Genomic DNA, 24,822 nt, shown 5'->3' with positions numbered 1-24,822 from the left:
AGTTAGTGGATTCGCTGTTAGCCCAAACATCTAATCCAGAAACTCAATTATCCACTACCCCTGTGGCTACGATTTAGATATTGCTCAAATTCTCGAAAACCGCCCTCGACCTGTTTCCAAGGACAAGAACGGCTCAGACTGTGAAATGATGTCCAAACGATATTAAACGAATCACCGCACTATATTACTGGACTTTTGACATCAAGAGCACGCATTCGCAATGTTTCGTCCTCGGGAACAGATCCACCGGCTGCACCTTTTCTGCGTGATACCCATTCTGCTCCAGCCATGCGGCATCTCGGGCGGCGGTGGCGGGGTTGCAGCTGACATACACCACCCGGCGGGGTGCCATGCGCACCACTGCGGAGAGGGTGGCCTCATCGCAGCCCTTGCGGGGCGGGTCCAGCATTACGATGTCCGGGTGCAGACCCTCGGCAGCCAGCTGGGTGGCAGCCTGTCCGGCATCGGCACAGAAAAAGCGGCTCTTGGCAGCCACGGCTTCGCCCATGCGGGCAGCGTTGGCCTTGGCGCTCTCGATGGCCTCCGGCACGATCTCTACGCCGATCAGCTCCCGGCATTGACCTGCCATGGAAAGACCAATGGTGCCCATGCCGCAGTAGAGATCCAGCAGCGTGTCGTCCGGGGTCAGCTGCGCGTACTGCGCAGCAACGCCGTACAGCCGCTCGGCGGCAAGCGTGTTGACCTGATAGAAGGACAGTGGTCCCAACCGCACCGGCACGCCGCAAAGCGTGTCCTCAATGTAGCCCGGGCCGTACAGGATGTGATTTTCACTGCCCAAAATGACGTTGGTGTTTTTGGCGTTGACGTTGAGCAGAATGGTGCTGATGGCCGGGAACTGCCCCCGCAGTGCGGTGCAAAGCTGCTCTGCGTGGGGCAGCTTTGCCCGGGTGCATACCAGACACACCATGATCTGCCCGCTGTGCGCGCCGCGCCGCAGGAAGATATGTCGCACCAGCCCCTTGCCGCTCTGCTCATCGTAGGGGCGGATGACCTGCTGTGCAAAAAAGGCGCACAGCGCGTTGCCAATCTCGTTCAGCACGCTGGGCTGCAGCTTGCAGTCCGGGCAGGGGACGATGCGGTGGGTGCGCCCTGCGTAAAAGCCGATGCAGGGCACGCCGTTCTTGTCTATGCCCACAGGGAACTGCACCTTGTTGCGGTAGCGGTCTACGTCTGGAGAAGGCAGAATATCCAGCACCGGCACCTCCAGCCCGCCGATGCGGCGGAAGGCATCCAGCACGCTTTCCTGCTTGGCGCGCAGCTCTGCGGCATAATCCAGATGCCGCAGGCTGCACCCGCCGCAGGGGCCTGCCACCGGGCAGTCCACCGGAATGCGGTCCGGCGAGGGGGTGAGCAGCTCGTCCAAAATGCCAAAGGCGTACCGGCCGCAGTCCTTCACGATGCGCACCCGTGCTTCGTCCCCGGGGGCGGTGCCGGGGACAAATACGGCCTCGCCATCGGCACTGTGGGCCACACCGCTGCCGTCGCTGGAAAGACGTTCGATGCGCAGGGTCAGGATCTGGTTTTTCTGTAAAGGCATGGTTTCTCCTTGTGTGATGGGCTCAGGTTACAGTTGGGCAGGGCTTGCCGGGTCGGCGTCCTGCTGGGCGGCAAAATACTTGCTGGGCGGCACGCCCTTGGCGCGCTTGAACACCCGTGAGAAGTAGAACTGGTCAAAGAAGCCTACCGACACCGCAACCTCCGCAATGGAAAGGTTGCCGGCGCGCAGCAGCTTGCAGGCCTCGTTGATGCGGTACTCGGTCAGGTAGTCGATGGGGCTCTTGCCCACGTTCAACATGAACACCCGGTACAGATGGCTGCGGGAAACCCCCACGCTCTTGGCTACATCGTCAATGGAGATGTCGTGGGAGTAGTTGAACTGGATGTACTTGATGGCGTTCAGCACATACTGGCTGGAGGAGGAGGCCGTGTGGGGCTTGCCTGCGCTGGTCTCCCGCATCAAGGCAGCGATAAACAGGTACAGATACCCCACCATGGCTGCCTCGTCCTGTGGCTGCAGCCCGCGGGAGGAATAAATGTTGGTCAGCGCTGCCCGCATCCCGTCCGGGTCGCTGGTGTGGTGCACGGGGGCATCGTCCGTAAAGGGCAGCTGCGCGGCCAGCTTGTGGGCACAGGCACCGTTAAAGCCCACCCAGCTGTACTCCCACGGCTGCTGCTCGTCGGCGGTGTAGCGGATCAGCTGGCTGGGGCGGGCAAAGAACAGGTCGCCCTCGCTTACCTCCCAAGTGCGGCCGCCCACCTCGAAGATGCCCTTGCCGGATACCACCAGATGGATCAGGTAGTGGTCACGGATGCCGGGTCCCCATGTCTGGCCCGGAGCGCACCGCTCCAAGCCGCAGTTGAAGATGGACAATTCGATGTTGTTGGTGTAATTCTGCTTAAAGGATTGCTTATAAACGTCTGGCATGGCAGCTTTACCTCCGTCCTGTCACATTCTGCACCCAGTATACCATAGAATGCCCTGCAAATTCAACAAAAGTACATCTTATTCTTTGCACCTGACGCCAAATTTTGGATTTTTAGGTCAAATAAATTGAAAAAACGCCCGAAATGCTTTACAATAGGCAAAAAGAGCAGAATCGTTTATTCCGGAGGGGAGGAGCTGTCATGGCCACCAGTGCACAACTCAGAAAACAGATCCTGCAGGGCAGCTGGGACGCCGTACTTGCTGCACTTTATGGGGCGAATCCGGCGGTGCTACAACGGCAGCGCGGGCGCTATGCGGCTGCGCTGGAGCAGTTCGAGCTGTATTTCGGCCCTGGGCGGCAGGTGCAGGTGTACTCTGCACCCGGGCGCGCAGAGCTGGGCGGCAACCACACGGATCATCAGGGGGGCTACGGCCTTGCGGCGGCGGTCACGCTGGATATGGTGGCAGTGGCGGCCCGCAATACGGATGGCTATGTGCGGGTCAAGTCCCGGGGGTTCAACAAGCTGGATGTCATTGATCTGGCCACCGCAGAGCCGCAGGCAGGGGAGAGCACCCATTCGGCCAGCCTGATCCGCGGCATTGCTGAGGGTTTCCGCGCGGTGGGCAAGCAGATCGGAGGCTTTGATGCCTACACCGCCAGCGATGTGCTGCGGGGCTCCGGTCTGTCCAGCTCGGCGGCCTTTGAGATGGGCATGGCCTCTATCTGGAACGAGGAATACAGCACCGGGCTGACCCTGGCAGAGCTGGCGGGCATCTGCCAGTATGCGGAAAACACCTATTTCGGCAAGCCCAGCGGTCTTTTGGATCAGCTGACCAGTGCGGTGGGCGGCATTATCTTTGCGGATTTTGCCGATCCGCGCACCCCAAAGATCGAAAAGCTCCATGCAGACGGTCTGCTGCCGGAAGGAATGTTCCTCTGCGTCACCGATACCCGGGGCAGCCACAGCGAACTGACGAGCGAGTTTGCGGCGATTCGGCAGGAGATGGAGCAGGTGGCCGCCTGCTTCGGAAAGCCGCTGCTGGGTCAGGTGGAAGAGAACGCGTTCTGGATGGCACTGCCTGTCCTGCGCAGCTGCTGCGGAGACCGTGCAGTGCTGCGGGCGATCCATTATTTTGAGGAGAATGCCCGCACGCTGGCGCAGCGGGATGCGCTTTATGCAAAGCAGTTCCCGGTGTTTGCAGGTCTGGTGAAGCAGAGCGGACAGGCTTCCTTTGCGCTGTGTCAGAATGTGTACTGCACAGCGGATGTGCGGCATCAGGGACTGTCCATAGCGCTGGCTCTGAGCCAGAGCATTCTGCAGGGCAGTGAGGGCGCATGGCGGATGCAGGGCGGCGGCTTTGCAGGCACCATTCAGGCTTATGTGCCCGGGCAGCTGCTGGAGCGGTACCATACAGCCATCGAGCAGGTATTCGGGCAGGGCAGCTGCTATGTGCTGCGCCTGCGGGAGCAGGGTGCAGTCCGGGTGATCTGAACAAAACAAAAAGCCGTGCATAGCCGGAATGCTCCGGGATGCACGGCTTTCTTATAGCTTATTACTGAAGAGAAAAAAGCTGGGGGAGAGAATTTTCGACCGGCTGGTCATTTCGCTGCTGCGTATTATCCAAGTACTGGACGGCAGTGACGGTAGCCTCGCGGGTGATGCCAAGCAGGCGGCCGATCTGCTGAGAGAGCTTGATCCCGGTCTGCACACCTGTCTTGATCACGCGGAAAAGTAGCATGGGCACAAAGGTGAAGGAAAACGAGATCAGCCCACCGTTCCAGAAGAAATCATTGAAGTGCAGATTGTCAAAAAAGCTGCCGACAGCATCGCCGAATTCGCTGCCGCCAAAGGCAGCGCACTGCTCCTCGGGGGAGAGGGCTGCGTAGGAAGAGGGCAGCTGAAGCTTTTTCATAAATAAAAACACTCCTTTCCGGGTCGATGAAAGATCAGCACAGAGCTACCAGAGTAGGCAGACAATTCTGCTGCTCGGCGGCCTCCTGTTCTGCCTTCTTTTTGGCCTGAATTTCGTTGTACGTATTCTTAAAGGCGTCCACAAGATTTTTGATGGAGAGATAGATGCTGCGTGCCTGACAATAGGCATAATAACCGCCCAGACCAGCCATACCGATCGTGGCAACCTTGCTCCATGTGTTCAGCTTGCCCCAGTAGTGCCCAATTGCATCACCAACACCCAAACCATCGTTCAGGGCATTCTGCATACCGGAAACTGCAGCCTGGAACGCATAGCGGCCCATCATGCCCAGCAGGTTTACCGTGGCATTGATGCCAAAGGCCATCACCTGCTCCGGAGTGATGTTGATAGAAAGGGCACCGCCCTCGGTATAGGTCATCTCCTCGGCAGAGAGCACAGAGCAGCAGGCGGGCAGCTGCAGCGGGCGCTGATATGTATGATCCATGATGGAAAACTCCTTTCGCACACAGAACTCCCCAAGGGGCAGTTCATCTAGTAACTGAATTGTAGCATATCTGCACAAAAATGACAAGAGAGCGCGGGTTTGAAAATCATGATACATTTGTGAATATATTGTGACGATGCGTTGTAAAACTGACCTGAATACGCCATAAACGCGCAAAACTCCTGCTTTTTTACGGCGAAAAAATGTTGTAGCAAAAATGTGCTGAAAAAGCCGATCAACAACAAAGGCATCTGCCCGTACCCGCTGCGCAGAACGCAGCAGCGGGCAAAGCAGATGCCTTGTGTGTTTTACAGGTTGCCAAACGAAAGGAAAACGAGGTCAAAGTGCTTTCGGCACGCGCTCATACAGCGTGGTCAGCGCGGCGATGTGCCCGGCCAATGCAGCGGGCAGGGGCTGTGCCAGCCGCCAGCGCCAGTTTGCGCCCTGTGTGCTGGGGGTGTTGATGCGGGCCTCGCTGCCCAGATGCAGCCAGTCTGCCAGCGGGATGATGGCGGTGTCCGAAACACTGGCAAGGCATGCGCAGATCATGCCTTCAGTCAGGGTCTCCGGTGTGCAGCGCAGATACCGGCAGGCGTAGGCTACGTCCTCGGCGCTGGCGTTGCTGCGCCAACCCTCGGTGGTCACGTTATCGTGGGTGCCTGTATACACCACACTGTTGCGGGGATAGGTGTGGGGCAGGTAGTTGCCCGACTCCCGGCTGTCGAAGGCAAACTGCATGATCTTCATGCCCGGGTAGCCGCTTTCGGCCAGCATCGCCTTCACCTCCGGGGTCAAGTAGCCCAGATCCTCGGCGATGATATTGCCGCCGCCCAGCGCCTGCTGCATGGCGTGGATAAAGTCCCGGTCGGGGCCTTTTTCCCAGTGACCGCCTGCAGCCGTTGTGTTTTCGGCAGGGATAGAGTAGTAACTCTCGAAACCGCGGAAGTGGTCAATGCGCACCACATCGTAGATAGAGGTGGCGTGCTTCATGCGCCGCTTCCACCAGCCAAAGCCGGTGGCCTTGTGGGTAGGCCAATCGTACAGCGGGTTGCCCCACAGCTGTCCGTCTGCCGCAAAGGAATCCGGCGGGCAGCCGGCTACATGGGTCAGGTGCATCTGTCCATCAGTCTGGAACAGCTCCGGTTGGGTCCACAGGTCACTGGAATCCGGGCTGACGTAGATGGGGATATCGCCCACCAGCAGGACACCTTTGCGGTTGGCATAGGCCTTCAGCGCGTTCCACTGGGTGTAGAAGAAGAACTGCACCGCCTTGTGGTAGCTAATCTGGTCTGCCAACCGTACCTTTGCGGCGGCAATGACCTCCGGCTCCCGGCAGCGCAGGGCGTCCGGCCAGTCGGCAAGGCCTGCCTGCCCCTGCTCTGCCTTTACGGCCATGAACAGGGCGTAGTCCTCCAGCCAGAAGCTCTGCGCGGTGCAGAAGGCCTCGTAAGCAGGGGAGGGGGCTGCCAGCAGCCGGTCAGCAGCCTTTTTCAGCAGCACCGGGCGCTGGTTGTACAGCGCACCGTAGTCAACGGTGCTTACCGGCTGCGCGGCGGGAATCTCTTCGGCAGTCAGATAGCCATCTGCCGCCAGCAGACGGAAATCGATAAAGTAGGGGTTTCCGGCAAAGGCGGAAAAGCTCTGGTAGGGACTGTCGCCATAGCCGGTAGGGCCGATGGGCAGGATCTGCCAATAAGTCTGCTTTGCCTCGGCCAGAAAATCAACGAATGCGGTCGCTTCACTGCCCAGCGTACCGATACCAAAAGGCCCCGGCAGGCTGAACACCGGCATCAAAATGCCGCTTGCACGCATAACGTGCACCTCCTTAGCCCTTTACAGCACCGGCCACGACACCCTCGATGATGTACTTCTGGCAGGTCATGTAGAGGATAATAATGGGGATGATAGCAATGATGATGCAGGCCATCATGGGAGCCAGCTCCACACGGCCGTAGCCGCCGCGGAAATACTGGATCGCCATGGGGATGGTGCGGTACTTCTTGATATCCAGCACCAGCGTGGGCAGCAGGTAGTCGTTCCACACCCACATGGTCTCCAGAATAGCAGTGGAGATCATGGTAGGCTTCAGGATGGGGAACACGACCTTGAAGAAGATCTGGATGGGGTTGCAGCCGTCGATCATGGCTGCTTCCTCGATCTCCATGGGCACGCTCTTCATAAAGCCGGTAAACATGAACACGGCCAGACCGGCGCCGAAGCCCAGATAGATGATGCAGATGTTCCAAGGGTTGTTCAGGTTCAGACGGTCAGCAGTTTTGGACAGGGTGAACATGACCATCTGGAAGGGAACGACCATGGAGAACACGATCAGCAGGTTCATGAACTTGCTCAGCTTGTTGTTTACGCGGGTCAGGTACCAACCAGTCATGGAGCAGCACAGCAGGATCAGCACCACGCTGGTGATAGTAATCAGAAGGCTGTAGCCCATGCTGGAGAGAAAGTCCATCTTGGTCACGCCGTAAACGTAGTTGCGCAGTCCGGCAAAGGTTTCGGCGGTGGGCAGACGGAACACCGTAGAGGTGGTAAAGCTGCCCTCGGTTTTCAAGCTGTTCAGCAGGATCAGCACGATGGGGTAGATCCACAGCAGGCAGAGGAGAACCATTACAACAACAAGGATGACATCCCAGGTTCTTTTCTGTTTCGACATTACTGCTGCACCTCCTTAGAGCGGGTAAAGTGGAGCTGGATCAGCGAGATGACCACCACGATCAGGAAGAACACAACAGCCTTTGCCTGACCAATGCCCTTCCACTGCGCACCGGAGCGGCCGTAGAAGGTGTTGTAGATGTTCAGTGCCAGCATTTCACTGGCGTTGGCGGGTTCGCCTGCGGTCAGAGCCACGTTCTGGTCGAACAGCTTGAAGCTGTTGGTCAGGGTCAGGAAGGTGCAGATGGTCACGCTGGGCATGACCATGGGAATCTTGATCTTGAACAGAATCTCGCGGTCGTTGGCACCGTCGATCTTAGCGGCCTCGATCAGGTCGCCGGGCACGCTCTGCAGGCCAGCCACATAGATGATCATCATGTAGCCGATCTGCTGCCAGCACATCAGGATGACCAGACCGACAAAACCGGCCTTGGCATCCAGAGCCAGCAGAGGCTTCTGCAGGTTCGCCAGCACGCCGTTGAGCAGGATCTGCCAGATATAGCCCAGCAGAATGCCGCCGATCAGGTTGGGCATAAAGAACACGGTACGGAAGATGTTGGTGCCTTTGATGCCGCGGGTCAGCACCAGCGCAATGGCAAAGGCGCACACGTTGATGAGCACAGTGCTCACCACGGTAAAGGCTGCCGTAAAGCCGAAAGCGTGCAGGAAGGTGGAATCCTGAAATACCGAGAGGTAGTTCTGGATGCCCACAAATGTAGTCTTGGACACGGTGGTGAACCGCTGGAAGGACAGATAAACGCCCCAGATAAAGGGCCAGATGAAGCCGATAATAAAGGCGACCAGAGTAGGCAGCACAAATATCGGCCAGTATTTACTAATGGCTTTTTGCATGATATACCTCCTGAGGGAGCTGTCTGATAAAAAAGGAAAGGAGGCGGGCGAACTTTTCGCCCGCCTCCCTTTTTAATTCCTAGGGAGATCTCCAGTCAAAGGCTTAGCCGTTGGCCAGCTTGTACTCCTTGGCCCAGCCATCCACAAATGCGGTGACAACGTCGTCCCACTTGCCGGTGCCTGCTGCGTATGCAGTCAGAGCGCTGCCCACGCCGTTCTTCCACTCCTCGGAAGGCATGGTGGAGAAGCACCAGTCAACACTGGTCTTGCCGTCGGCCACATACTGGTTTGCAATGGTGATCAGGGGGTTGGTGGAGTCCTTAGCCTTCTTGAAGGGGATGACGAAGCCCATCTTGTCAGCCATTGCGCTGGTGCCGGTCTCAGAGGTGACACACCAGTACAGGAAGTCCAGAGTAGCCTGAATGTCGGCCTCGGAAGCGGTGTTATTGACACACCAGAAGTTCTCGGAACCGGTGCACAGGCCCTGATTCTCCTCGCCGTCCACGCCGATGTAGATGGGCAGCATACCCAGATTGTCGTCGCCCAGATCCTTCACGTCATTGTAAGCCCAAGTGCCGTTCTGGTAGAACACAGCCTTCTTGCCCACAAACTCAGCAACAGCATCGTTGCCGGTCTTGGAAGCCAGCAGCTTGGGATCGCAGGTGGAATCGGTGATGTACAGATCCCAGATCTGCTTGTAGTTATCCAGATAGGTGCCCTTGATGGCGTCGGTAGAGCCGATGCCGTCTGCCTTGTACTCGTAGTAGATGGGCAGGTTTGCCAGATGGGTCTTGAAGCGCCAGTCAGAAGAACCGTCCATGCCAGCGGAGGTGAAAGCACCGTCCACGCCCAGCTCAGCCTTACGAGCCTGAATGTCATCAGCGACCTTCTTCAGGTCGGCAAAGCCCTTGATGTCCTCCTGCTTGTAACCGGCAGCGGTCAGCAGTTCCTTGTTGTAGATGATGCCGTAGGTCTCAATGACGTATGCAATGCTGGTAACAGCATCGCCGTCCTTCAGTGCAAAGGAATCGCTGGTCAGCTCGCCGTACAGCTGGCTGCCGGACAGGTCGTAGCAGTAATCCTTCCAGTTTGCCAGACCAACAGGGCCGTTCACCTGGAACAGGGTGGGAGCCTCGCTCTTCTCCATCTCGCTCATCAGGGTGGTCTCGTACTGGCCGGAAGCAGCGGTGACAACGGTCACAGGCACGCCGGTCTCCTTGGTGTACTCAGCGGCCAGATCCTGCCAATCCTGATCCTGCTCGGGCTTGAAGTTCAGGTAGTAGACCTTGCCGTCTGCCTTTGCAGCGGTGCTGGAAGCAGCGGTAGAACTGGCAGCAGAGGAAGCGGTGCTGCTGGAAGAGCCGCCGCAGGCAGCCAGACCCAGAGCAGCGGCAGAAACGCCAGCGGCCTTCAGGAAGTTACGACGAGTGATCATCTTTTTCATAATAAGTTCTCCTTCTTATTAAAATTACAGATCAACTATATACTCTCCGTCCTTCGACGGAGGGAATACAAAATTTAAATTGCCCTTACGCTTTCGCCCTGCTGCAACTCCGGCTGCAGGGTCACGGTCTGGGCGGGGGAGCCATGCTCGATCTGCCGCACCAGCAGCTCGATGCTTTGCAGTGCGATCTGCTCGCTGGGCTGGACGATGGTGGTCATCACCGGTACACAGTAGCGGGACATCGTGATACCGTCAAAGCCGATCACCGAAACATCCTCCGGTACCCGCAACCCGGCGCTTACCAGCGCCCGGATGGCGCCAAAGGCGATGACATCGCTCATGGCGAAGAGGGCGGTGAACTCTGCCCGTCGGGCCAGCAGACTGTTCATGGCGTGGTAGGCGGATTCGAAATCGTAGTTGGACAGGCCGTACAGCTTGTCGTTGAACACAATGCCCGCATCCTCCATGGCCTGCTGTGCGCCCTGACGGCGCATCAGACTGGGGTAGCTGGTCACCGGACCGCCTAAAACGGCGATCTTGCGGTGCCCCTGCCGGATCAGGTAGTCCACAGCGGTATAGGCCGCTGCCCGGTCATCTACGCCCACCATGGAAAGGTTGGGGAAGTCCAGCTCGTCCGTGACCAGCGTGGTGAGCACCGAGGGAACATTGATACGGTCAAAGCCCCGCTGGAAGTTGGCTACGCTGCCGCCCAAGAAGATGATGCCTTTGGGCTTGATCTCCCGCAGGATCTTTTCGGCGGCGTCGATCTCGTTGGCGTTCTCGTCCAAGTAAGAGACGATGCCGTTGTATCCGTACAGGGTGGCGGCGCGCTGGAGCTGCACCAGAAAATCAGAAAAGAAGATGTTCCGGGTGCCCTTTACCACAAACACAAGGCTGCGGGACTGCTGAATCTTCAGCTGTCGGGCGTTGGTGTTGGGCACAAACCCGGCCTCCCGCATCACCTTCAGAACGTGCTCCTTGGTCTCCGGGCGGACATCCGGCCTGTCGTTGATCACACGGGAGATGGTGCTGACAGAGCAACCGCTGATCCGTGCGATGTCCTTGATGGTCAGGTTTGCCATGTCGGCGGGCCTCACTTTCTGAAAGTGTTTCGGGAACGTTGTCGGGAACGTTCCCAGCGACATTAGTATGGCACATTCTGTATAAAAAATCAATAAGTGTGATACAACTTTGTACAAGGTGTGCAATGCCGACCCTCGCATTTGTGCAGTTTGATTTGCGCGCAAAGCAGCAAATCTGAAAATACCGATAATTCCCGGTACAAGTCATAAACAACCGGGACAATCGTACCGGTTTGTAACTTTTTGCGCGAAAAACGCTTCCCGGTACACAGCTGAATGTGCTATACTATGTGAAAAAAGGAGAGGGGGCAAAATGTTATGATCTTATCCTTACAGGGTTGCATGGCAGTGGGAAAGACCACGGCAGCCCGCTATCTGGAACAGCACTGCCAACAGGTACAGGTTTGTTTTGAGGACAACGCTGCCGTCCTTGCAGAGATAAAGCAGCGTGGGTTGAATAAGAACAGCTATGCGGACTATCTGGAGATCCAACGGCTTTTTTTGCGCAATGAGCTGCGCCGCGGGCAGAAAGCAAAAAAATACCCCCACGCCGTGATGGATTTCGGCGCGGAGGAGATTGAGTTCTACACCTTGAACTACCCCAAAAGCAGGGGGCTGGAGTGGAAGATCGAAGCGATCCGGCAGGCTTTGGCCCCGGAGCTTGCAGCGGTGCAGGCTTGTATGCCGGAGCACATTCTGTTTCTGGACGCTTCCGAAGCCGTCCTGCGTGCCCGTAAAGCGGGAGATACCACCCGTTCCCGGGAATTCTTTGCGTATTACCTGAACCACCTTCTGCCGCTGAAACGGGAATGGTTCCGGGAAAAGAAAAACGTAACATTTCTTTCTACCGACGGGCTGACCGCTCGGCAGGTGGGGGAGAAGGTAAAACATTGGTGTGAACAGTATATCTAACGCAAGCAAAAAAGCGCTCTCACCTTGTCATCGGTGAGAGCGCTTTGCTGATTGCTGATTATTTTGATCGGGTTGGTTTTTTAAAGATTAGTCGCTGACGTAGGGCATCAGAGCAACGTGACGAGCACGCTTGATGGCGATGGTCAGTGCGCGCTGATGGTAAGCGCAGGTGCCGGTCACACGGCGGGGAATGATCTTAGCACGCTCAGAGACGTACTTACGCAGACGGGGCACGTCCTTGTAATCGATGGTGTCGATGCGATCGACACAGAAGCTGCAAACCTTCTTGCGGCCGCGACGCATGGGGCGTGCGGGGCGAGAGCCTTCGGTTCTTTCAAAAGCCATTGCTTATTACCTCCTATTGGATTTTTAACGGATAGACCGTTTCGTGTCAGAACGGCAGGTCATCGCTGTCATCAATGACGGCGAAGTCGTCGGCATTGCCGGCAGAGTAGCTGGGAGCTGCCTCCACAGCAGCCGGACGGGCAGGCGCTGCGTTCTGGTAGGACGGAGCGGCATTCTGATAGCCGTTTCCGTCACCTGCATTGCTGCTCTTGGGGCCTGCAAAGTTGATGTTGTTGGCAACCACTTCAACGGCAGTGCGGTTTGCGCCGGTCTTATCCTGATACTGACGGGACTGCAAACGGCCGTCCACAACGATCAGGGAACCTTTCTGGAAATAGCGGCAGACGAATTCGGCCTGCCGATCCCATGCAACCACATCGATCCAGTCCGCCACGCTCTGCCCATTGGCATCGCGGCGCCCGCGGTCGCAGGCAATGCGGAACGAAGCGACATTCTTGCCGGTAGTGGTCTGACGCATTTCAGGGTCACGCGCAAGGCGACCCATGATAGCAACAACATTCAACATAGTACGGTTTCCCTTTCTGTCACAGAAGAATTACTCCTCGTGAGCAATGATCAGGCTGCGCATAACGCCTTCAGTGATCTTGTACACACGGTCCAGCTCAGCGGGGAAGCTGGGCTCGCTGGTGAAGTTGATCACGGTGTAGACGCCCTCTTCCTCGTCGTTGATGGGGTAGGCCAGACGGCGCTTGCCCCACTCGTCGATAGAATCGATCGTACCGTTAGCCTCGATCAGGGACTTGAACTTACCCACCAGAGCGGCGGAAGCCTCCTCATCGAGAGCGGCGCTGGTAATCAGCATGGTTTCGTACTTTGCCATTTTTGTAGCACCTCCTTTTGGACTTGAGGGCCCTGCGGATCTGCAAGGCCAAGGGTACACAGGCTGCGGTATCGCGGCCTGTGTGGTGTGTCTGTTCAGACAGCAATTTATTATAGCAAGCTTCTTTACTTCTGTCAAGCTTTTTTGACAAAAAGAACGATAAAAAATGTTTTGCATTTTTTGGTAAAAAGGACTATAATGTAAACGCTTTCCCTGCAATATGGCAGGGCCGGGGCTCCGGCAGTGGCAGGGAAGCGGGAAAAATTAAAGGAGGATAATCCATGTATTCGTTGTTTCGAGATCTGGCAATCATAATCCTGAGCGCGAAATTCTTCGGACTGGTGGCGCGCAAGTGCAAGGCTCCGCAGGTGGTGGGTGAGATCATCGCCGGCCTGCTCATCGGCCCCTGTGTGCTGAACCTGGTGCAGATCAGCGACTCCATCTCCATCTTTGCAGAGATCGGCGTTGTGATGCTCATGTTCACCACCGGCCTCGGCACCAACCTGAAAGAGCTGATCAAGGCAGGCCCCATCGCCACCCTGATCGCTACCGTTGGCGTGGCTGTGCCTCTGGTGGGCGGCACCTTATTATATGGTGCGTTCTACGGCTTTGCCGCAGTTGGCAGCCCGGAGTTCTACCGGGCGCTGTTCATCGGCACCATTATGACCGCTACCAGTGTGTCCATCACGGTGGCGTCCTTGCAGGAGCTTGGGCACCTGAAGAGTTTTTTGGGCACGACTATCGTCAGTGCCGCTGTCATTGATGATGTCATCGGCATCGTGGTGCTCACCTGTGTGCTGGGCGCCAGCAGCGGCACCGGTACGGGTCTGGGCAAGGTGCTGTTCAACACTCTGCTGTTCTTTGCCACCGCACTGGGCGTTGGCCTTGTGGTACACTACGCCATGAAATGGCTGGATCAGCGCAACCCCCATACCCAGCGTATCACCATCGTGAGCATGGCCTTCTGCTTTGCCATGGCCTACATCGCAGAGGAATACTTCGGCATCGCCGATATCACCGGCGCTTACATTGCAGGTATCGTGCTGTGCACCATGGATGACGCACCCTATGTAGAGCGCCGGGTGGATATCAGCAACTACGTTATCTTTGCGCCGATCTTCTTTGCCTCCATCGGCCTCAAGACCGATATCAGCGGCCTGACCCCGGAGATTTTACTCTTCTGCGTCTGCTTCGTGGTTGTGGCACTGATCACCAAGATCATCGGCTGCGGTCTGGCAGCAAAGATCTGCCGCTTCAACTGGGACGATTCCCTGAAGGTCGGCGTCGGTATGATGACCCGCGGCGAGGTGGCACTGATCGTGGCACAGAAGGGCTTGGCCATCGGTGTGGTAGACCCGGTCTACTTTACCGCTGTGATCCTGCTGATCGTGGTGTCCAGCGTGGCTACCCCGCTGGCACTCAAGGCCATGTTCACCAAGCGCCCGCCCGTGCCGCATCCCAGTCAGGCAAACTAAATCAGGAATTTAATTTTCATGTTTAGGGTTCAGAAAGGCCTGCGGGCGTTTCTGAACCCCTTTTTATCTGAATATAGGCAAAAAAACGGGGCCGCTGCACATAGTTTCGTGCAACAGCCCCGTTTTTATTGTTTACGCAGTATATAATTTACAGCGTCTTGCAGAACTCCTTCAGGTAGGCGCGGAACTCCTCGCCGATCTCAGGGTGCTGCAAGGCCAGTTCCACCTGAGCCTCCACGACCTTGAGCTTGTTGCCCATATCGTAGTGCTTGCCGGTGAATTCCACGGCGGTCATGCCGCCGCGGGTACGGGCATACTCTGCCATGGCATCGGTCAGCTGGATCTCGCCACCGGCACCGGGCTTGGTGTGGGCAAGGATCTCGTAGATCTCCGGGGTCAGCAGCACACGACCCAGAATGGAATAGTTGCTGAACTCCTGCCCCTTCTTGGGCTTCTCGATCATATCGTCCACAAAGAAGTAGTTGTCGTGGATAGGGGTGGTCTTTAAGCTGCAATAGCGGCTCACGTCCTCCCAAGGCACAGCGGACACGCCGGCAACCGGACGGCCGAACTCCTCGTAGGCGCGGATCAGCTGGGCGCAGACCGGATCCTCGCCCCAGATCACGTCATCGCCATAAATGACCACAAAGGGATCATCGCCGGTAAAGGCCTTGGCGGTGTTGACTGCGTGGCCCAGACCCAGCGTCTCCTTCTGGCGCACAAACAGGATGTTGGCCATATTGGCGATGCCCAGACACTCCTCCAGCATCTTTTCCTTGCCGGGCTTTGCCAGCTTTTCCTCCAGCTCGGGGCTGCGGTCAAAATGATCCTCAATAATGCTCTGGTTGCGGCCCAGAATGATCAGGATATCGGTAATGCCGGAGCGGACGGCCTCCTCCACCAGATACTGGATGGCGGGCTTATCCACGATGGGCAGCATTCCCTTGGGCATTGCCTTGGTAGCGGGCAGTACGCGGGTGCCAAGACCCGCAGCCGGAATAACGGCTTTGGTGACTTTTTTCATAATGATTCTCCCATGTTCTCATTTTATGCACGGTGAACCGCGCTTTTCAGCAGGATCCCCATCCTGCATGAACCGTTATCAGATAAAGGTGCCTACCAGTGCGTTCAGGTCCGGCCCCAGCAGCATGGAGCAAAGGCTGCCTACTAGCATCAGCAGGATGAACGCTCCGATGCAGGCTGCAAAGCTGACACCGCCCTGTGCGTTCAGCACGGCGCGGCGCTGCTCCGGGTCCGGGAACTCGGCACGGATGCGGCGGATGCGTGCCGCTGCGCTGCGGCGGTAGAGCCACTTGCCATACAGCCCCCGCACCAGCATCAGTGCAAAACTGAGAAGGGACATGACGCGGCTCAACACTACCAGCATAGAGGCGCTGATCCCGGCGGTCAGGGGGCTGCCGGTGGTCTGCATCATACTGATTAAGGTGGGAATGAACAGCAGCAGTTCTGCGGCCAGAAAGCCGAAGGCAGGCTTCCACGCCTTGCGGTAGAAAAAGTAGAACGGGCCGAACAGCAGCGCTGAAAAACTCATGGAGATCTTGGAGTGACGCAGCTGCATCTGGCTGTAATCGTTCAGGTAGACCGGCGCGGCTGTGCCGATAAAATCCACCCAGTCCTGATAGGGGACGCCGTCGATCAGTTCATCCTTGCCAAAGGCGGCGCGCACATTGCGGTGCACCGGGTCAACGACCTTCTCGGTAAAATTACGGTACATTTCGTCCCGGTACATCCTGCTGTAATCAAAATCCCGGTTCTGCTCGGCGCTGGCGGCAGCACGGTCGTTGGGCTGTTCTGCGCTCTCAGGGGGCAGGGCAGCGCCGCAGCAGCGGCAGACATTCTCGCTGCGCAGGGTGCGCTCCCCGCAGGTGGGACAGGTGCGCAGCTGCGCATCCTGATAAGGAAACTTCCATTCATAGCCTGCGCCATGGGCAGGGGCGTGGATGCACAGACCCATTTTCTCGTAACAGGTGCGGTGATAGGGTGCACCGCAGTCCGGGCAGACCACGATGTCGTCCTGAAGGGTCAGCGGCTTGCCGCAGCCCTCACAGGGACAGCCATAATATTTCGGCATGATATCCTCCTGTGAAATCGATTATACTGGTATTATACTCCCCCGGGTATGAAAAGAAAAGGTGAAAATCTTTAAAAATCCGGCAAGATAGTATTTTTCCTCTTTACTTTATCACAGATTCTCGGTATACTAATGAAGTATCTGTGTATAAACTGTGTCTTTTGGCGGAGCAGAAAATGCGCGCTGCGCGTGCGTTTTGCACCCTGCCGGGGACATTATTGTTATGATGTAAACCCTTGAACGAGAGGAACTTAGAAAATGATCACGACTGATGAACTGAAAGTGCAGTTGGCCGAGCACGCCAAGGCCGTTAAGGACCTGGAGGAAGCACTGGCCATTGAAGCAAGCCGCAAGCGCGTGCAGGAGCTGGAGCACACCATGTCCCGCCCCGGCTTTTATGATGATACAGAACTGAGCAAGAAGGTCTTTGACGAAGTCGGCGACCTGAAGGGTAAGCTGAACCGCTTTGAAAAGCTGCAGGGTCTGTACGATGACGCTGAGACCATGCTGGAGATGCTGGACGAGGAGTACGACCCCGCCATGATCCCCGAGGCCGAGGAGGCCGTGAACACCGTGGGCAAGGCTGTGGAGGAACTGCAGCTGATGACTATGCTGAACGGCGAGTACGACCACAGCAACGCCATCCTTACCTTCCACGCAGGCACCGGCGGCACCGAGGCACAGGACTGGGCCGAGATGCTGTATCGTATGTATAACAAGTGGGCACAGGCACACGGCATGACCGTGGAGGTGCTGGATTATCAGGACGGCGACGAAGCCGGTCTGAAGAGCGCTTCCATGATGGTCAAGGGGGCCAACGCCTACGGTCTGCTCAAGAGCGAGAACGGCGTGCACCGTCTGGTGCGTGTCTCTCCCTTTGACGCCAACGCCCGCCGCCAGACCAGCTTTGCCTCTCTGGAGGTCATGCCGGAACTGGACAACACCATTCAGGTGGACATCCGCCCCGAGGATATCGAGATGCAGGTGTACCGCTCCTCCGGTGCCGGCGGCCAGCACATCAATAAGACCTCCTCTGCTGTCCGTCTGATCCACAAGCCCACCGGCATCGTGGTCAACTGCCAGACCCAGCGCAGCCAGTTCCAGAACCGCGACTACGCTATGGAAATGCTGAAGGCGAAGCTCTACCAGATCGCCAAGCAGCAGCATATGGATAAGATCGACGACATCAAGGGCGTACAGAACGAGATCGCATGGGGTCACCAGATCCGCAGCTATGTGTTCATGCCCTACACCATGGTCAAGGATCACCGCACCAACTACGAGACCGGCAATGTGGATGCCGTGATGGATGGCGATATCGATGAGTTCATCTTTGCCTACCTCAAGGCCGCCAGCCGCGGCGAGCTGCAGGACGCATAAGCGCCTGTCTCTGTAAAAATCATAACCGCACCTGTGTCCCTTTTTGGATGCAGGTGCGGTTTTTTCGTGCTTGTCTGCGCATACTAACCCCGAAAAATGCGCAGGGAGGCCGTAAAATGTCCAAGCACAGCATCGTCAGGTGGATAAAGATGATAGGGGTTTATCTGCTGGTGGCCGCCGTGGCGGCGCTGGGCTGGCTGTGGTGCGTCCTGCCGGAGGAAGTCTATCTGGAACCGGAGCAGCCCCTTGCGCTGCCCCGCTTTGGCTGGGTGGAACCGCTGCGCGGACACGGCAGCCGCAACGTGGCCAGCACCCGGGCAGCGGGCAGCTATCAGACCACGCTGGCGCTGGGCGGCTGGCTGCCGGTCAAGACCATCCGTGCCACCGTGATGCAGCGCCCCACGGTCACGGTGTGCGGCACGCCCTTTGGGGTGAAGATGTTTTCAGAGGGAGCGCTTGTGGTGGGCTTTTCCGAGGTGCACACCGCCGCCGGTACAGTGAACCCCGCAAAGCAGGCGGGGCTGCGGCTGGGCGACCGGGTCATCCGCATGGGAAACACGGTCACCGAGACCAACGAGCAGGTCCATGCTGCACTGGAAGCCGCCGCCGGTGCGGCGGTGGAGGTGGTCTACGTCCGCAAGGGGGAGCAGCGGCAGACCATCCTTTTGCCGGTGTGGGATACGCAGAACGCCCAGTGGCGGGCAGGGATGTGGGTGCGGGATTCCTCCGCCGGGGTGGGCACTCTGACCTTTGTAGATGCGCAGGCCGGGGTGTTTGCCGGGTTGGGGCACCCTATCAGCGACAGCGACACCGGCGAGCGGGTTGCCCTGCGCAGCGGCGAGATCGTGGCCTGCCAGATCGTGGGCTGCACCGGCGGTACCGCCGGCAGCCCCGGAGAGCTGAAAGGCAAATTCCTCAGCGACCACGCCCTTGGAAGGATCTGCATCAACGGCGAAAATGGTGTTTACGGCACGGTAAGCACCGCCATTGCCGGGCAGCAGACAGAGCTTGCCTTTGCGCAGGAGGTGCTGCCCGGCGCGGCAGAGATCCTGACCACCACCAGCGGCGAAAAGCCCCGCAGCTACCGTGTCTATATTGAAAAGGTGAACGACGCCGACCCGCGCCGCAACATGGTGCTGCGCGTCACCGACCCGGCACTGCTGGCGCAGACCGGCGGCATCGTGCAGGGGATGAGCGGCAGTCCCATCCTGCAAAACGGACGGCTGGTGGGTGCAGTGACCCATGTGCTGGTCAATGACCCGACACGAGGCTACGGTATTTTTGCACAAACCATGCTGGAACAGGCGCATTCCGTGCCCGGAACGGACGCAGCAGCATAAAAAAGTATGACATTCGAGCAGAATTTCCATAATTTCCCAAAATAAACCGTTGAACTATCTGGAAAATTATGGTAAAATCCATGGTGTTAAGGGAACTGCACACATTGGAGGAAACAACCATGGATAAAGTGAGATTCTTGATGTCGGATACCGGTGCTCAGATCACAGAAGCCTGTCGTGAGGCGCTGGAGCAAAAGGGCGTGGAAGTGACCGTTGTGGAAAAGGATGGAAACAAGGTTTTACAGAAGATGCTGGCCGTTCGCCCGCAGGTAGTGCTGTTGGACGCCTTTATGCCTGGGCTGGACGCGCTGGCGGTCAAGCAGCGCTACAACGCCGCAGGCGAGCGCCACACCTCGTTTTTCGTCACCGGCGCGTTCCAGAGCGAGGAGATGGTGCAGGAGCTGCTGGACGAAGGCTTTGCCTACTATTTCGTCAAGCCCTTTGATGAAAGTGTCCTTGCCGCCCGGGTGCTCAAAGCAGCCAGCGGACAGGAAAAGCACCTGCTCCACACCAGCGTGGACAGTGATGAGCTGACCGTCACCGAAATATTGCACCAAATTGGCGTGCCTGCGCACATCAAGGGCTACCAGTTCCTGCGGGATGCCATCCTGCTCACCATGAACGAACCGGAGTACATCAACGCCGTGACCAAGCGCCTGTACCCGGAAATCGCCAAGAAAAACGGTACCACCGCCAGCCGCGTGGAGCGCGCCATCCGCCACGCCATCGAGGTTGCATGGGACCGGGGAGACGTGGATACCCTCAACAGCTACTTTGGCTATACCATCCATAACCTGCGCGGCAAGCCTACGAACAGCGAGTTCATCGCGATGATAGCTGATAAGATGCGGCTGGATAAGCGGCAGAGGGTGGGGTAACATCTGCAAATTGAAAATACGGCTGATTTGAGCGCTGCTTTTGAAAAGCGTGATAAAAACTAAATTAACAGAAGAGCCGCAGTTGGGGATTTTCTTCCCAGCTGCGGCTCTTTTGATATGAATAAACGTATTACGGCTCGATTTTGATTTTATCTTTGGCATATTCCAACGCAAGGCCAATAAGCTCGTTTCGAGAACGGTTCGTCTTTTGCGCTAAATCGTCGTAAAAGTCAACAATGGATTTGTCTACCCGAATCGTGAACATAACAGGTTCTGTGCGCTTTGTTATCTTGAGTTCGTCCATAATTATCACCCTGATTCTATTATGATGCACAGAACGATAGAAAGAAATGTTGCAATTATGTTTACAATTAAACATAAAATGATATAATGGAATAAAGAAGCCAAAACAAGGAGGATTGTACAATGGAGTATCATTTTACAGGGACAGGTGATTCACTGGACGTTACCTTTATTGCAGACGGCATCATTGATGGAAGCGGAAAGGTTATTCCTTATCCAGCAATTAAGAGCATAAAGGTAAAGCGAAAAGGAAATGAATCGGTATTGATGATTACAGCAGAAGAGAATGATACAAAAGTTGAATACTGCTATTCTGTTGCCCCAAAGGACGAGGAAAGCCTTAAAAAAGCAGTAGCTGATATTGAGGCATGCTACATAAAGAAACGAAAAGGATAATATTTACTAAATTGGAAAATTATAGGCATGACGGCAGTGATCTTTTTGCTGGTATGCGGTGGTGGCCTCGGTTGGTATGCGAATAATAGTAGAGAATTAGCCGACAGCGAAAAAACAGCCGATAGTGAAATTACTTCGTCGCAAAAAGGCAGCGTGGATAACGAACCTCGAATTGAGTTTGAAGAAACAGAAACCACGAAAAGAACAGATACAATCTATAATTGTCCAGAATACACCGTATACCCTACAAACATCAATGCAGATAAGATTGTATGGACAACAACGGATGAATCTGTTGCGAAAGTTGAAAATGGAATGTTATATGCTGGAAAAGAGGGAACGGCGCAAATAACTGCAACGATTGATGGTAATATAAGCGCGTCTATGACTGTAAACGTCAAAAGCAAGGCTAAGAAAACTTCAACTTCATCGTATAACAGTTCAAACGATGAAAATAGTTTGACATACAGTTCGAGACCCGGTTGGATTACAGGCGGTCCCGGTGCTGGCTCTACGGGAAAGGTCTCTGGTAAATCTTCTAATCAAGAATATCAAAATGCTTTAACGAAAGGCTTACAATACGCAAACCAGCTTCATATGTCAAAGAAAGCAGTATATGACCAACTGACATCTTCTTATGGAGAAGGCTTCCCGGCGGATGCTGCACAATATGCTATTGATAATATGACGGGCGTAGACTGGAATGCGAATGCCCTCGAAAAGGCAAAGCAATATTATTATAATATGTCGATGTCCAAAAGCGCAGTTTATGACCAGCTTACTTCGGAATATGGTGAACAGTTTACTGCGTCTCAGGCACAGTATGCAATTGACCATCTGGATTGAGATACAATAGCCGAATAAGAGAAAGACCGCAGACGGAACAAAAGCCGTTTGCGGTCTTTCTCTTTGCATTTTCCTTCCCATCTGGTACAATGGTGCAGAAGGGAAGTGACAACATGCCGGAAGTGGATGTGATCCGTGCGCAGCTGTTTGCGCTGCAAGATAAAGAATATCAGGTCTTTTACAGCCGCCTGATGCCCACCTTACCACCGGAAACGGTGATCGGGGTGCGGGTGCCGCTGCTGCGCAGGCTGGCAAAACAGCTGGCGGATACCCCGGAAGCGGAGGCGTTTCTGCAGTGCCTGCCGCATTTTTATTATGAAGAAAACGCCCTCCACGCCTTTCTGCTGGAGTCTGTCCGGGATTACGGCACAGCGCTGGCGGCAACGGAGCGCTTTTTGCCCTATGTGGATAATTGGGCAGTCTGCGATAGCTTCAGCCCCAAGGTCTTTGCGCAGCATAAGCCGGAACTGCTGTGTGCTATCCGGCGCTGGCTGGGCTCTGACCAAGTGTATACCGTGCGCTACGGGATCGGGATGCTGATGCGGTATTATCTGGACGATGCCTTCCGGCCGGAATATCTGGCTTGGGTGGCGGCGGTGCACAGCGAGGAATACTATGTCAATATGATGCGGGCGTGGTATTTTGCCACTGCACTGGCAAAGCAGCCCGCAGCGGCACTGCCGTGGCTGACCGAAAAGCGGCTGGACGTGTGGACGCACAACAAGACCATCCAGAAAGCAGTAGAAAGCCGCCGCATCCCCCCGGAGCAAAAGCAGGCTTTGCGGGCGCTGCGCATTCGTTCACAAAAGCTTTGCGAAGAACGACGCGTTTGACTGTTTACAATGTGGCGAATTTATTGTAAAATAGAATATAGCAAAAATGCCGGGTCTATCCGGCGAAAGATAAAATAGGTGGTGTTTGGATTATGGCATTGAAATATAAGCGTATCCTTCTGAAGATCAGCGGCGAGGCGCTGGGCGGCGAAAAGGGCATGGGCTTTGACGAGCCCACCATGGACGCCATTTGCGGCGGCGTGAAGAAAGCTCATGAGCTGGGCGTGCAGATCGGCATCGTGGTAGGCGGCGGCAACTTCTGGCGCGGCCGCTCCAGCGGTAAGATGGAGCGCACGCTGGCCGATAAGATCGGTATGCTGGCTACGGTGATGAACGCACTGGCTGTCTCCGATAAGCTGGAGCAGCTGGGTGTGCCCACCGAGGTGTTTACCTCGATCACCATGCCGCAGGTGGCCCCTGCCTTTACCCGCAAGGACGCTCTGCGCGCCATGGATGAGGGCAAGATCGCTGTGTTCGGCGGCGGCACTGGCAACCCCTTCTTCTCTACCGATACGGCTACTGCCCTGCGCGCCGTGGAGGTGAGCGCCGACGTGATGTTCAAGGCGACCATGGTGGACGGCGTTTACGATAAGGATCCCCACAAGTACCCGGATGCCAAAAAGTACGATACCCTTACCTTTACCAAGGTGCTGGAGGATCAGCTGGCCGTTATGGACGGTACCGCAGCTACCCTGTGCCGCGACAACAAGCTGCCCATTCTGGTGTTTGATCTGGCCGACCCGGACAACATCGCACGGGCTGTGCAGGGCGAGAACGTGGGCACGCTGGTCTACGAGGGCTGAGCATAGCGCCCCGGTGCAACTGCATACGATTGGATAGAGCAGCAGCGGCGCAGTGCGCTGCCTGCATGGATCAATAGAATAAAGAAACAGGAGAACAACGACAATGAGCAGCAACACCAAGGTTTACGAAGATAAGATGAAGAGCTCTGTGGAGCACCTCAGCCGCGAGCTGGCCGCTGTGCGCGCAGGCCGTGCGAACCCCGCCGTGCTGGATAAGGTGGTCGTGGACTACTACGGTGCTCCCACCCCCATCCAGCAGTTGGCCGCTGTGGCCGTCTCTGAGGCACGCACCCTCACCATCACCCCTTGGGACCGCACCCTGCTGCGCCCCATCAGCAAGGCAATCATGGCCAGCGATGTGGGCATCACCCCCATTGATGACGGCGTTACCATCCGCCTGAACTTCCCCGCACCCAACGAGGAGCGCCGCAAGCAGCTGGCCAAGGAGGTCTCCAAGCTGGGTGAGGACGCCAAGGTTGCCGTGCGTAACGTGCGCCGCGACGCTATGGATAAGGCTAAGGCCATGAAGAAGGCCGGCGAGCTGACCGAGGACACCCAGAAGACCATGGAAGAGGATGTCCAGAAGCTGACCGATAAGTATATCAAGAACATTGATGCTGCCGTGGAAGAAAAGCAGAAGGAGATCATGGCCGTCTGATCCGCAGCACACAATAACAACTGGGAGGTGCCGTGCGCTGGTGAAAGGTGCGCGGCACTTTTTGCAGGGCAGCCCTGCTGCCGGGAGGTATAAATGGCACACCCCAAAGAATTTGCCGAGGGGCTTTCCATCGGCATCATCATGGACGGCAATGGCCGCTGGGCGAAAAACCGCGGCCTGCCCCGCACCGCAGGACACAAAAAAGGTGCGGCGGTGTTCAAGGATATTGCCAACTACTGCGATGAACTTGGCGTAGCATCGGTGTATTTCTATGCTTTCTCTACCGAGAACTGGAAGCGCCCGCTGGAAGAGGTGGGTGCCATCATGAAGCTGTTCGCCCAGTACCTCATCGAGGGCTTTGATTACAAGAACCGCAATATCCGCATCAAGTTCTTGGGCGACCGCACCGCGCTGGACCCCAAGCTGCAAAAGATGATGAATGAACTGGAAGGGGACTCTGCCTGCAAGACCGGCATGACCCTGAACATCGCCATCAACTACGGCGGCCGCCCGGAGATCGTGCGGGCGGCGCAGCAGCTGGCCGCAAAGGCTGTGGCAGGCGAGATCCGCCCCGAGGACATCAACGAGCAGATGATGAGCGATGCCATGTACACCGCCGGACAGAAGGACCCGGACTTTATCCTGCGTCCCAGCGGCGAAAAGCGGCTGTCCAACTTTATGCTCTGGCAGGCCGCCTATTCGGAACTGGTGGAGATGGATGTGCTCTGGCCGGACTTTACCCGCGCCGATCTGGATACCGCCATTGAGGAGTTCAACCACCGCAGCCGCCGGTTCGGCGGCATCTGAGCG

General features: G+C 56.5%; 27 protein-coding genes. 12 read left to right on the top strand and 15 right to left on the bottom strand.

Annotation, left to right across the window (positions count from 1 at the left end; all coding sequences use genetic code 11):
• Nucleotides 1-184: 184 nt before the first annotated feature.
• Nucleotides 185-1,558, bottom strand: coding sequence for a 23S rRNA (uracil(1939)-C(5))-methyltransferase RlmD (gene rlmD / locus MTP43_RS08340; RefSeq protein ID WP_097783635.1), 1,374 nt, complete (start codon nucleotides 1,556-1,558; stop codon nucleotides 185-187).
• 27 nt (nucleotides 1,559-1,585) lie between these two features.
• Entirely contained in the window at nucleotides 1,586-2,446 is an 861-nt protein-coding gene (locus tag MTP43_RS08335; protein ID WP_005923845.1) for an AraC family transcriptional regulator, read from the bottom strand.
• 200 nt (nucleotides 2,447-2,646) lie between these two features.
• Between MTP43_RS08335 and MTP43_RS08330 the strand changes: the two genes are divergently transcribed.
• The gene (locus tag MTP43_RS08330) at nucleotides 2,647-3,939 is read left to right on the top strand and encodes a galactokinase (protein WP_015538091.1); all 1,293 of its coding nucleotides are present in this window, start codon (nucleotides 2,647-2,649) and stop codon (nucleotides 3,937-3,939) included.
• 61 nt (nucleotides 3,940-4,000) lie between these two features.
• Here MTP43_RS08330 and MTP43_RS08325 read toward each other — a convergent pair whose 3' ends face one another.
• The 7 genes from MTP43_RS08325 to MTP43_RS08295 form a co-directional block, all read right to left on the bottom strand.
• Nucleotides 4,001-4,360, bottom strand: a complete 360-nt coding sequence (locus MTP43_RS08325; protein WP_005923851.1) for a hypothetical protein — start codon at nucleotides 4,358-4,360, stop codon at nucleotides 4,001-4,003.
• A gap of 34 nt (nucleotides 4,361-4,394) precedes the next feature.
• On the bottom strand, nucleotides 4,395-4,865 hold the full coding sequence (locus MTP43_RS08320) for a hypothetical protein (RefSeq protein ID WP_044960295.1): 471 nt from the start codon (nucleotides 4,863-4,865) through the stop codon (nucleotides 4,395-4,397).
• A gap of 339 nt (nucleotides 4,866-5,204) precedes the next feature.
• On the bottom strand, nucleotides 5,205-6,677 hold the full coding sequence (gene malQ, locus MTP43_RS08315; protein ID WP_005923861.1) for a 4-alpha-glucanotransferase: 1,473 nt from the start codon (nucleotides 6,675-6,677) through the stop codon (nucleotides 5,205-5,207).
• A gap of 13 nt (nucleotides 6,678-6,690) precedes the next feature.
• Nucleotides 6,691-7,533, bottom strand: coding sequence for a carbohydrate ABC transporter permease (locus MTP43_RS08310; RefSeq protein WP_005923863.1), 843 nt, complete (start codon nucleotides 7,531-7,533; stop codon nucleotides 6,691-6,693).
• Entirely contained in the window at nucleotides 7,533-8,384 is an 852-nt protein-coding gene (locus MTP43_RS08305; protein ID WP_055185145.1) for a carbohydrate ABC transporter permease, read from the bottom strand. Before MTP43_RS08305 ends, MTP43_RS08310 begins: the two co-directional genes overlap by 1 nt.
• 103 nt (nucleotides 8,385-8,487) lie before the next feature.
• Complete coding sequence (locus tag MTP43_RS08300) at nucleotides 8,488-9,828, bottom strand: ABC transporter substrate-binding protein (RefSeq protein ID WP_005923867.1); 1,341 nt, start codon at nucleotides 9,826-9,828, stop codon at nucleotides 8,488-8,490.
• Between the two features lie 74 nt (nucleotides 9,829-9,902).
• The gene (locus tag MTP43_RS08295) at nucleotides 9,903-10,910 is read right to left on the bottom strand and encodes a LacI family DNA-binding transcriptional regulator (protein ID WP_015538095.1); all 1,008 of its coding nucleotides are present in this window, start codon (nucleotides 10,908-10,910) and stop codon (nucleotides 9,903-9,905) included.
• 318 nt (nucleotides 10,911-11,228) lie between these two features.
• On the opposite strand from MTP43_RS08295, the gene MTP43_RS08290 reads away from it, so the two are divergent.
• On the top strand, nucleotides 11,229-11,822 hold the full coding sequence (locus MTP43_RS08290) for a hypothetical protein (RefSeq protein ID WP_005923871.1): 594 nt from the start codon (nucleotides 11,229-11,231) through the stop codon (nucleotides 11,820-11,822).
• A gap of 87 nt (nucleotides 11,823-11,909) precedes the next feature.
• On the opposite strand, the gene rpsR is transcribed toward MTP43_RS08290, so the two are convergent.
• Genes rpsR through rpsF form a run of 3 tightly spaced genes read right to left on the bottom strand, consistent with a single transcriptional unit; the run spans nucleotide 11,910 to nucleotide 13,008 of the window.
• Nucleotides 11,910-12,167 (bottom strand): 30S ribosomal protein S18, encoded by a 258-nt coding sequence (gene rpsR / locus MTP43_RS08285; protein WP_015538096.1) that lies wholly within the window; start codon nucleotides 12,165-12,167, stop codon nucleotides 11,910-11,912.
• 46 nt (nucleotides 12,168-12,213) lie between these two features.
• Nucleotides 12,214-12,693 (bottom strand): single-stranded DNA-binding protein, encoded by a 480-nt coding sequence (locus MTP43_RS08280; protein ID WP_005923877.1) that lies wholly within the window; start codon nucleotides 12,691-12,693, stop codon nucleotides 12,214-12,216.
• 30 nt (nucleotides 12,694-12,723) lie between these two features.
• Nucleotides 12,724-13,008, bottom strand: coding sequence for a 30S ribosomal protein S6 (rpsF, locus tag MTP43_RS08275; RefSeq protein ID WP_005923879.1), 285 nt, complete (start codon nucleotides 13,006-13,008; stop codon nucleotides 12,724-12,726).
• 281 nt (nucleotides 13,009-13,289) lie between these two features.
• On the opposite strand from rpsF, the gene MTP43_RS08270 reads away from it, so the two are divergent.
• Entirely contained in the window at nucleotides 13,290-14,483 is a 1,194-nt protein-coding gene (locus MTP43_RS08270; RefSeq protein WP_249234729.1) for a cation:proton antiporter, read from the top strand.
• Between the two features lie 148 nt (nucleotides 14,484-14,631).
• Here the strand turns inward: MTP43_RS08270 and MTP43_RS08265 are convergent, their stop codons facing one another.
• Together MTP43_RS08265 and MTP43_RS08260 are read right to left on the bottom strand one after the other, a co-directional pair.
• Nucleotides 14,632-15,507 carry a UTP--glucose-1-phosphate uridylyltransferase gene (locus MTP43_RS08265; RefSeq protein ID WP_005923887.1) on the bottom strand — a complete coding sequence of 292 codons (876 nt, stop codon included), beginning with the start codon at nucleotides 15,505-15,507 and terminating at the stop codon, nucleotides 14,632-14,634.
• A gap of 78 nt (nucleotides 15,508-15,585) precedes the next feature.
• Complete coding sequence (locus MTP43_RS08260; protein WP_117526269.1) at nucleotides 15,586-16,575, bottom strand: RING finger protein; 990 nt, start codon at nucleotides 16,573-16,575, stop codon at nucleotides 15,586-15,588.
• A gap of 258 nt (nucleotides 16,576-16,833) precedes the next feature.
• On the opposite strand from MTP43_RS08260, the gene prfB reads away from it, so the two are divergent.
• From prfB to spo0A, 3 genes are all read left to right on the top strand, one after another.
• Nucleotides 16,834-17,955 carry a peptide chain release factor 2 gene (gene prfB, locus MTP43_RS08255; RefSeq protein ID WP_117526268.1) on the top strand — a complete coding sequence of 374 codons (1,122 nt, stop codon included), beginning with the start codon at nucleotides 16,834-16,836 and terminating at the stop codon, nucleotides 17,953-17,955.
• 116 nt (nucleotides 17,956-18,071) lie between these two features.
• The gene (spoIVB, locus tag MTP43_RS08250) at nucleotides 18,072-19,295 is read left to right on the top strand and encodes a SpoIVB peptidase (protein ID WP_117526267.1); all 1,224 of its coding nucleotides are present in this window, start codon (nucleotides 18,072-18,074) and stop codon (nucleotides 19,293-19,295) included.
• 119 nt (nucleotides 19,296-19,414) lie between these two features.
• Complete coding sequence (gene spo0A, locus MTP43_RS08245) at nucleotides 19,415-20,173, top strand: sporulation transcription factor Spo0A (RefSeq protein WP_015538099.1); 759 nt, start codon at nucleotides 19,415-19,417, stop codon at nucleotides 20,171-20,173.
• Between the two features lie 130 nt (nucleotides 20,174-20,303).
• Here the strand turns inward: spo0A and MTP43_RS08240 are convergent, their stop codons facing one another.
• Nucleotides 20,304-20,477, bottom strand: coding sequence for a ribbon-helix-helix domain-containing protein (locus MTP43_RS08240; protein ID WP_097777894.1), 174 nt, complete (start codon nucleotides 20,475-20,477; stop codon nucleotides 20,304-20,306).
• Nucleotides 20,478-20,599: 122 nt separating this feature from the next.
• Here MTP43_RS08240 and MTP43_RS08235 point away from each other — a divergent pair, with 122 nt between their 5' ends.
• From MTP43_RS08235 to uppS, 6 genes are all read left to right on the top strand, one after another.
• On the top strand, nucleotides 20,600-20,872 hold the full coding sequence (locus MTP43_RS08235; protein WP_117526266.1) for a hypothetical protein: 273 nt from the start codon (nucleotides 20,600-20,602) through the stop codon (nucleotides 20,870-20,872).
• Nucleotides 20,873-20,899: 27 nt separating this feature from the next.
• Nucleotides 20,900-21,718 carry an Ltp family lipoprotein gene (locus MTP43_RS08230; RefSeq protein WP_238057107.1) on the top strand — a complete coding sequence of 273 codons (819 nt, stop codon included), beginning with the start codon at nucleotides 20,900-20,902 and terminating at the stop codon, nucleotides 21,716-21,718.
• A 113-nt stretch (nucleotides 21,719-21,831) separates the two neighbouring features.
• Nucleotides 21,832-22,551, top strand: coding sequence for a DNA alkylation repair protein (locus MTP43_RS08225; protein WP_113621111.1), 720 nt, complete (start codon nucleotides 21,832-21,834; stop codon nucleotides 22,549-22,551).
• Between the two features lie 92 nt (nucleotides 22,552-22,643).
• The gene (pyrH, locus tag MTP43_RS08220; protein WP_005923912.1) at nucleotides 22,644-23,354 is read left to right on the top strand and encodes a UMP kinase; all 711 of its coding nucleotides are present in this window, start codon (nucleotides 22,644-22,646) and stop codon (nucleotides 23,352-23,354) included.
• A 103-nt stretch (nucleotides 23,355-23,457) separates the two neighbouring features.
• The gene (gene frr / locus MTP43_RS08215; RefSeq protein WP_005923915.1) at nucleotides 23,458-24,012 is read left to right on the top strand and encodes a ribosome recycling factor; all 555 of its coding nucleotides are present in this window, start codon (nucleotides 23,458-23,460) and stop codon (nucleotides 24,010-24,012) included.
• 93 nt (nucleotides 24,013-24,105) lie between these two features.
• Nucleotides 24,106-24,819: a polyprenyl diphosphate synthase gene (gene uppS / locus MTP43_RS08210; protein ID WP_015538101.1), complete on the top strand. Its 714-nt coding sequence runs from the start codon at nucleotides 24,106-24,108 to the stop codon at nucleotides 24,817-24,819.
• Nucleotides 24,820-24,822: the final 3 nt, after the last annotated feature.

This window comes from Faecalibacterium sp. IP-1-18 (assembly GCF_023347355.1).
GTDB classification, from domain to species: Bacteria; Bacillota; Clostridia; order Oscillospirales; family Ruminococcaceae; genus Faecalibacterium; species Faecalibacterium prausnitzii.
The sequence above is the reverse complement of the archived record's forward strand: the minus strand, read 5'-3'. Positions and strand labels throughout refer to the sequence as shown.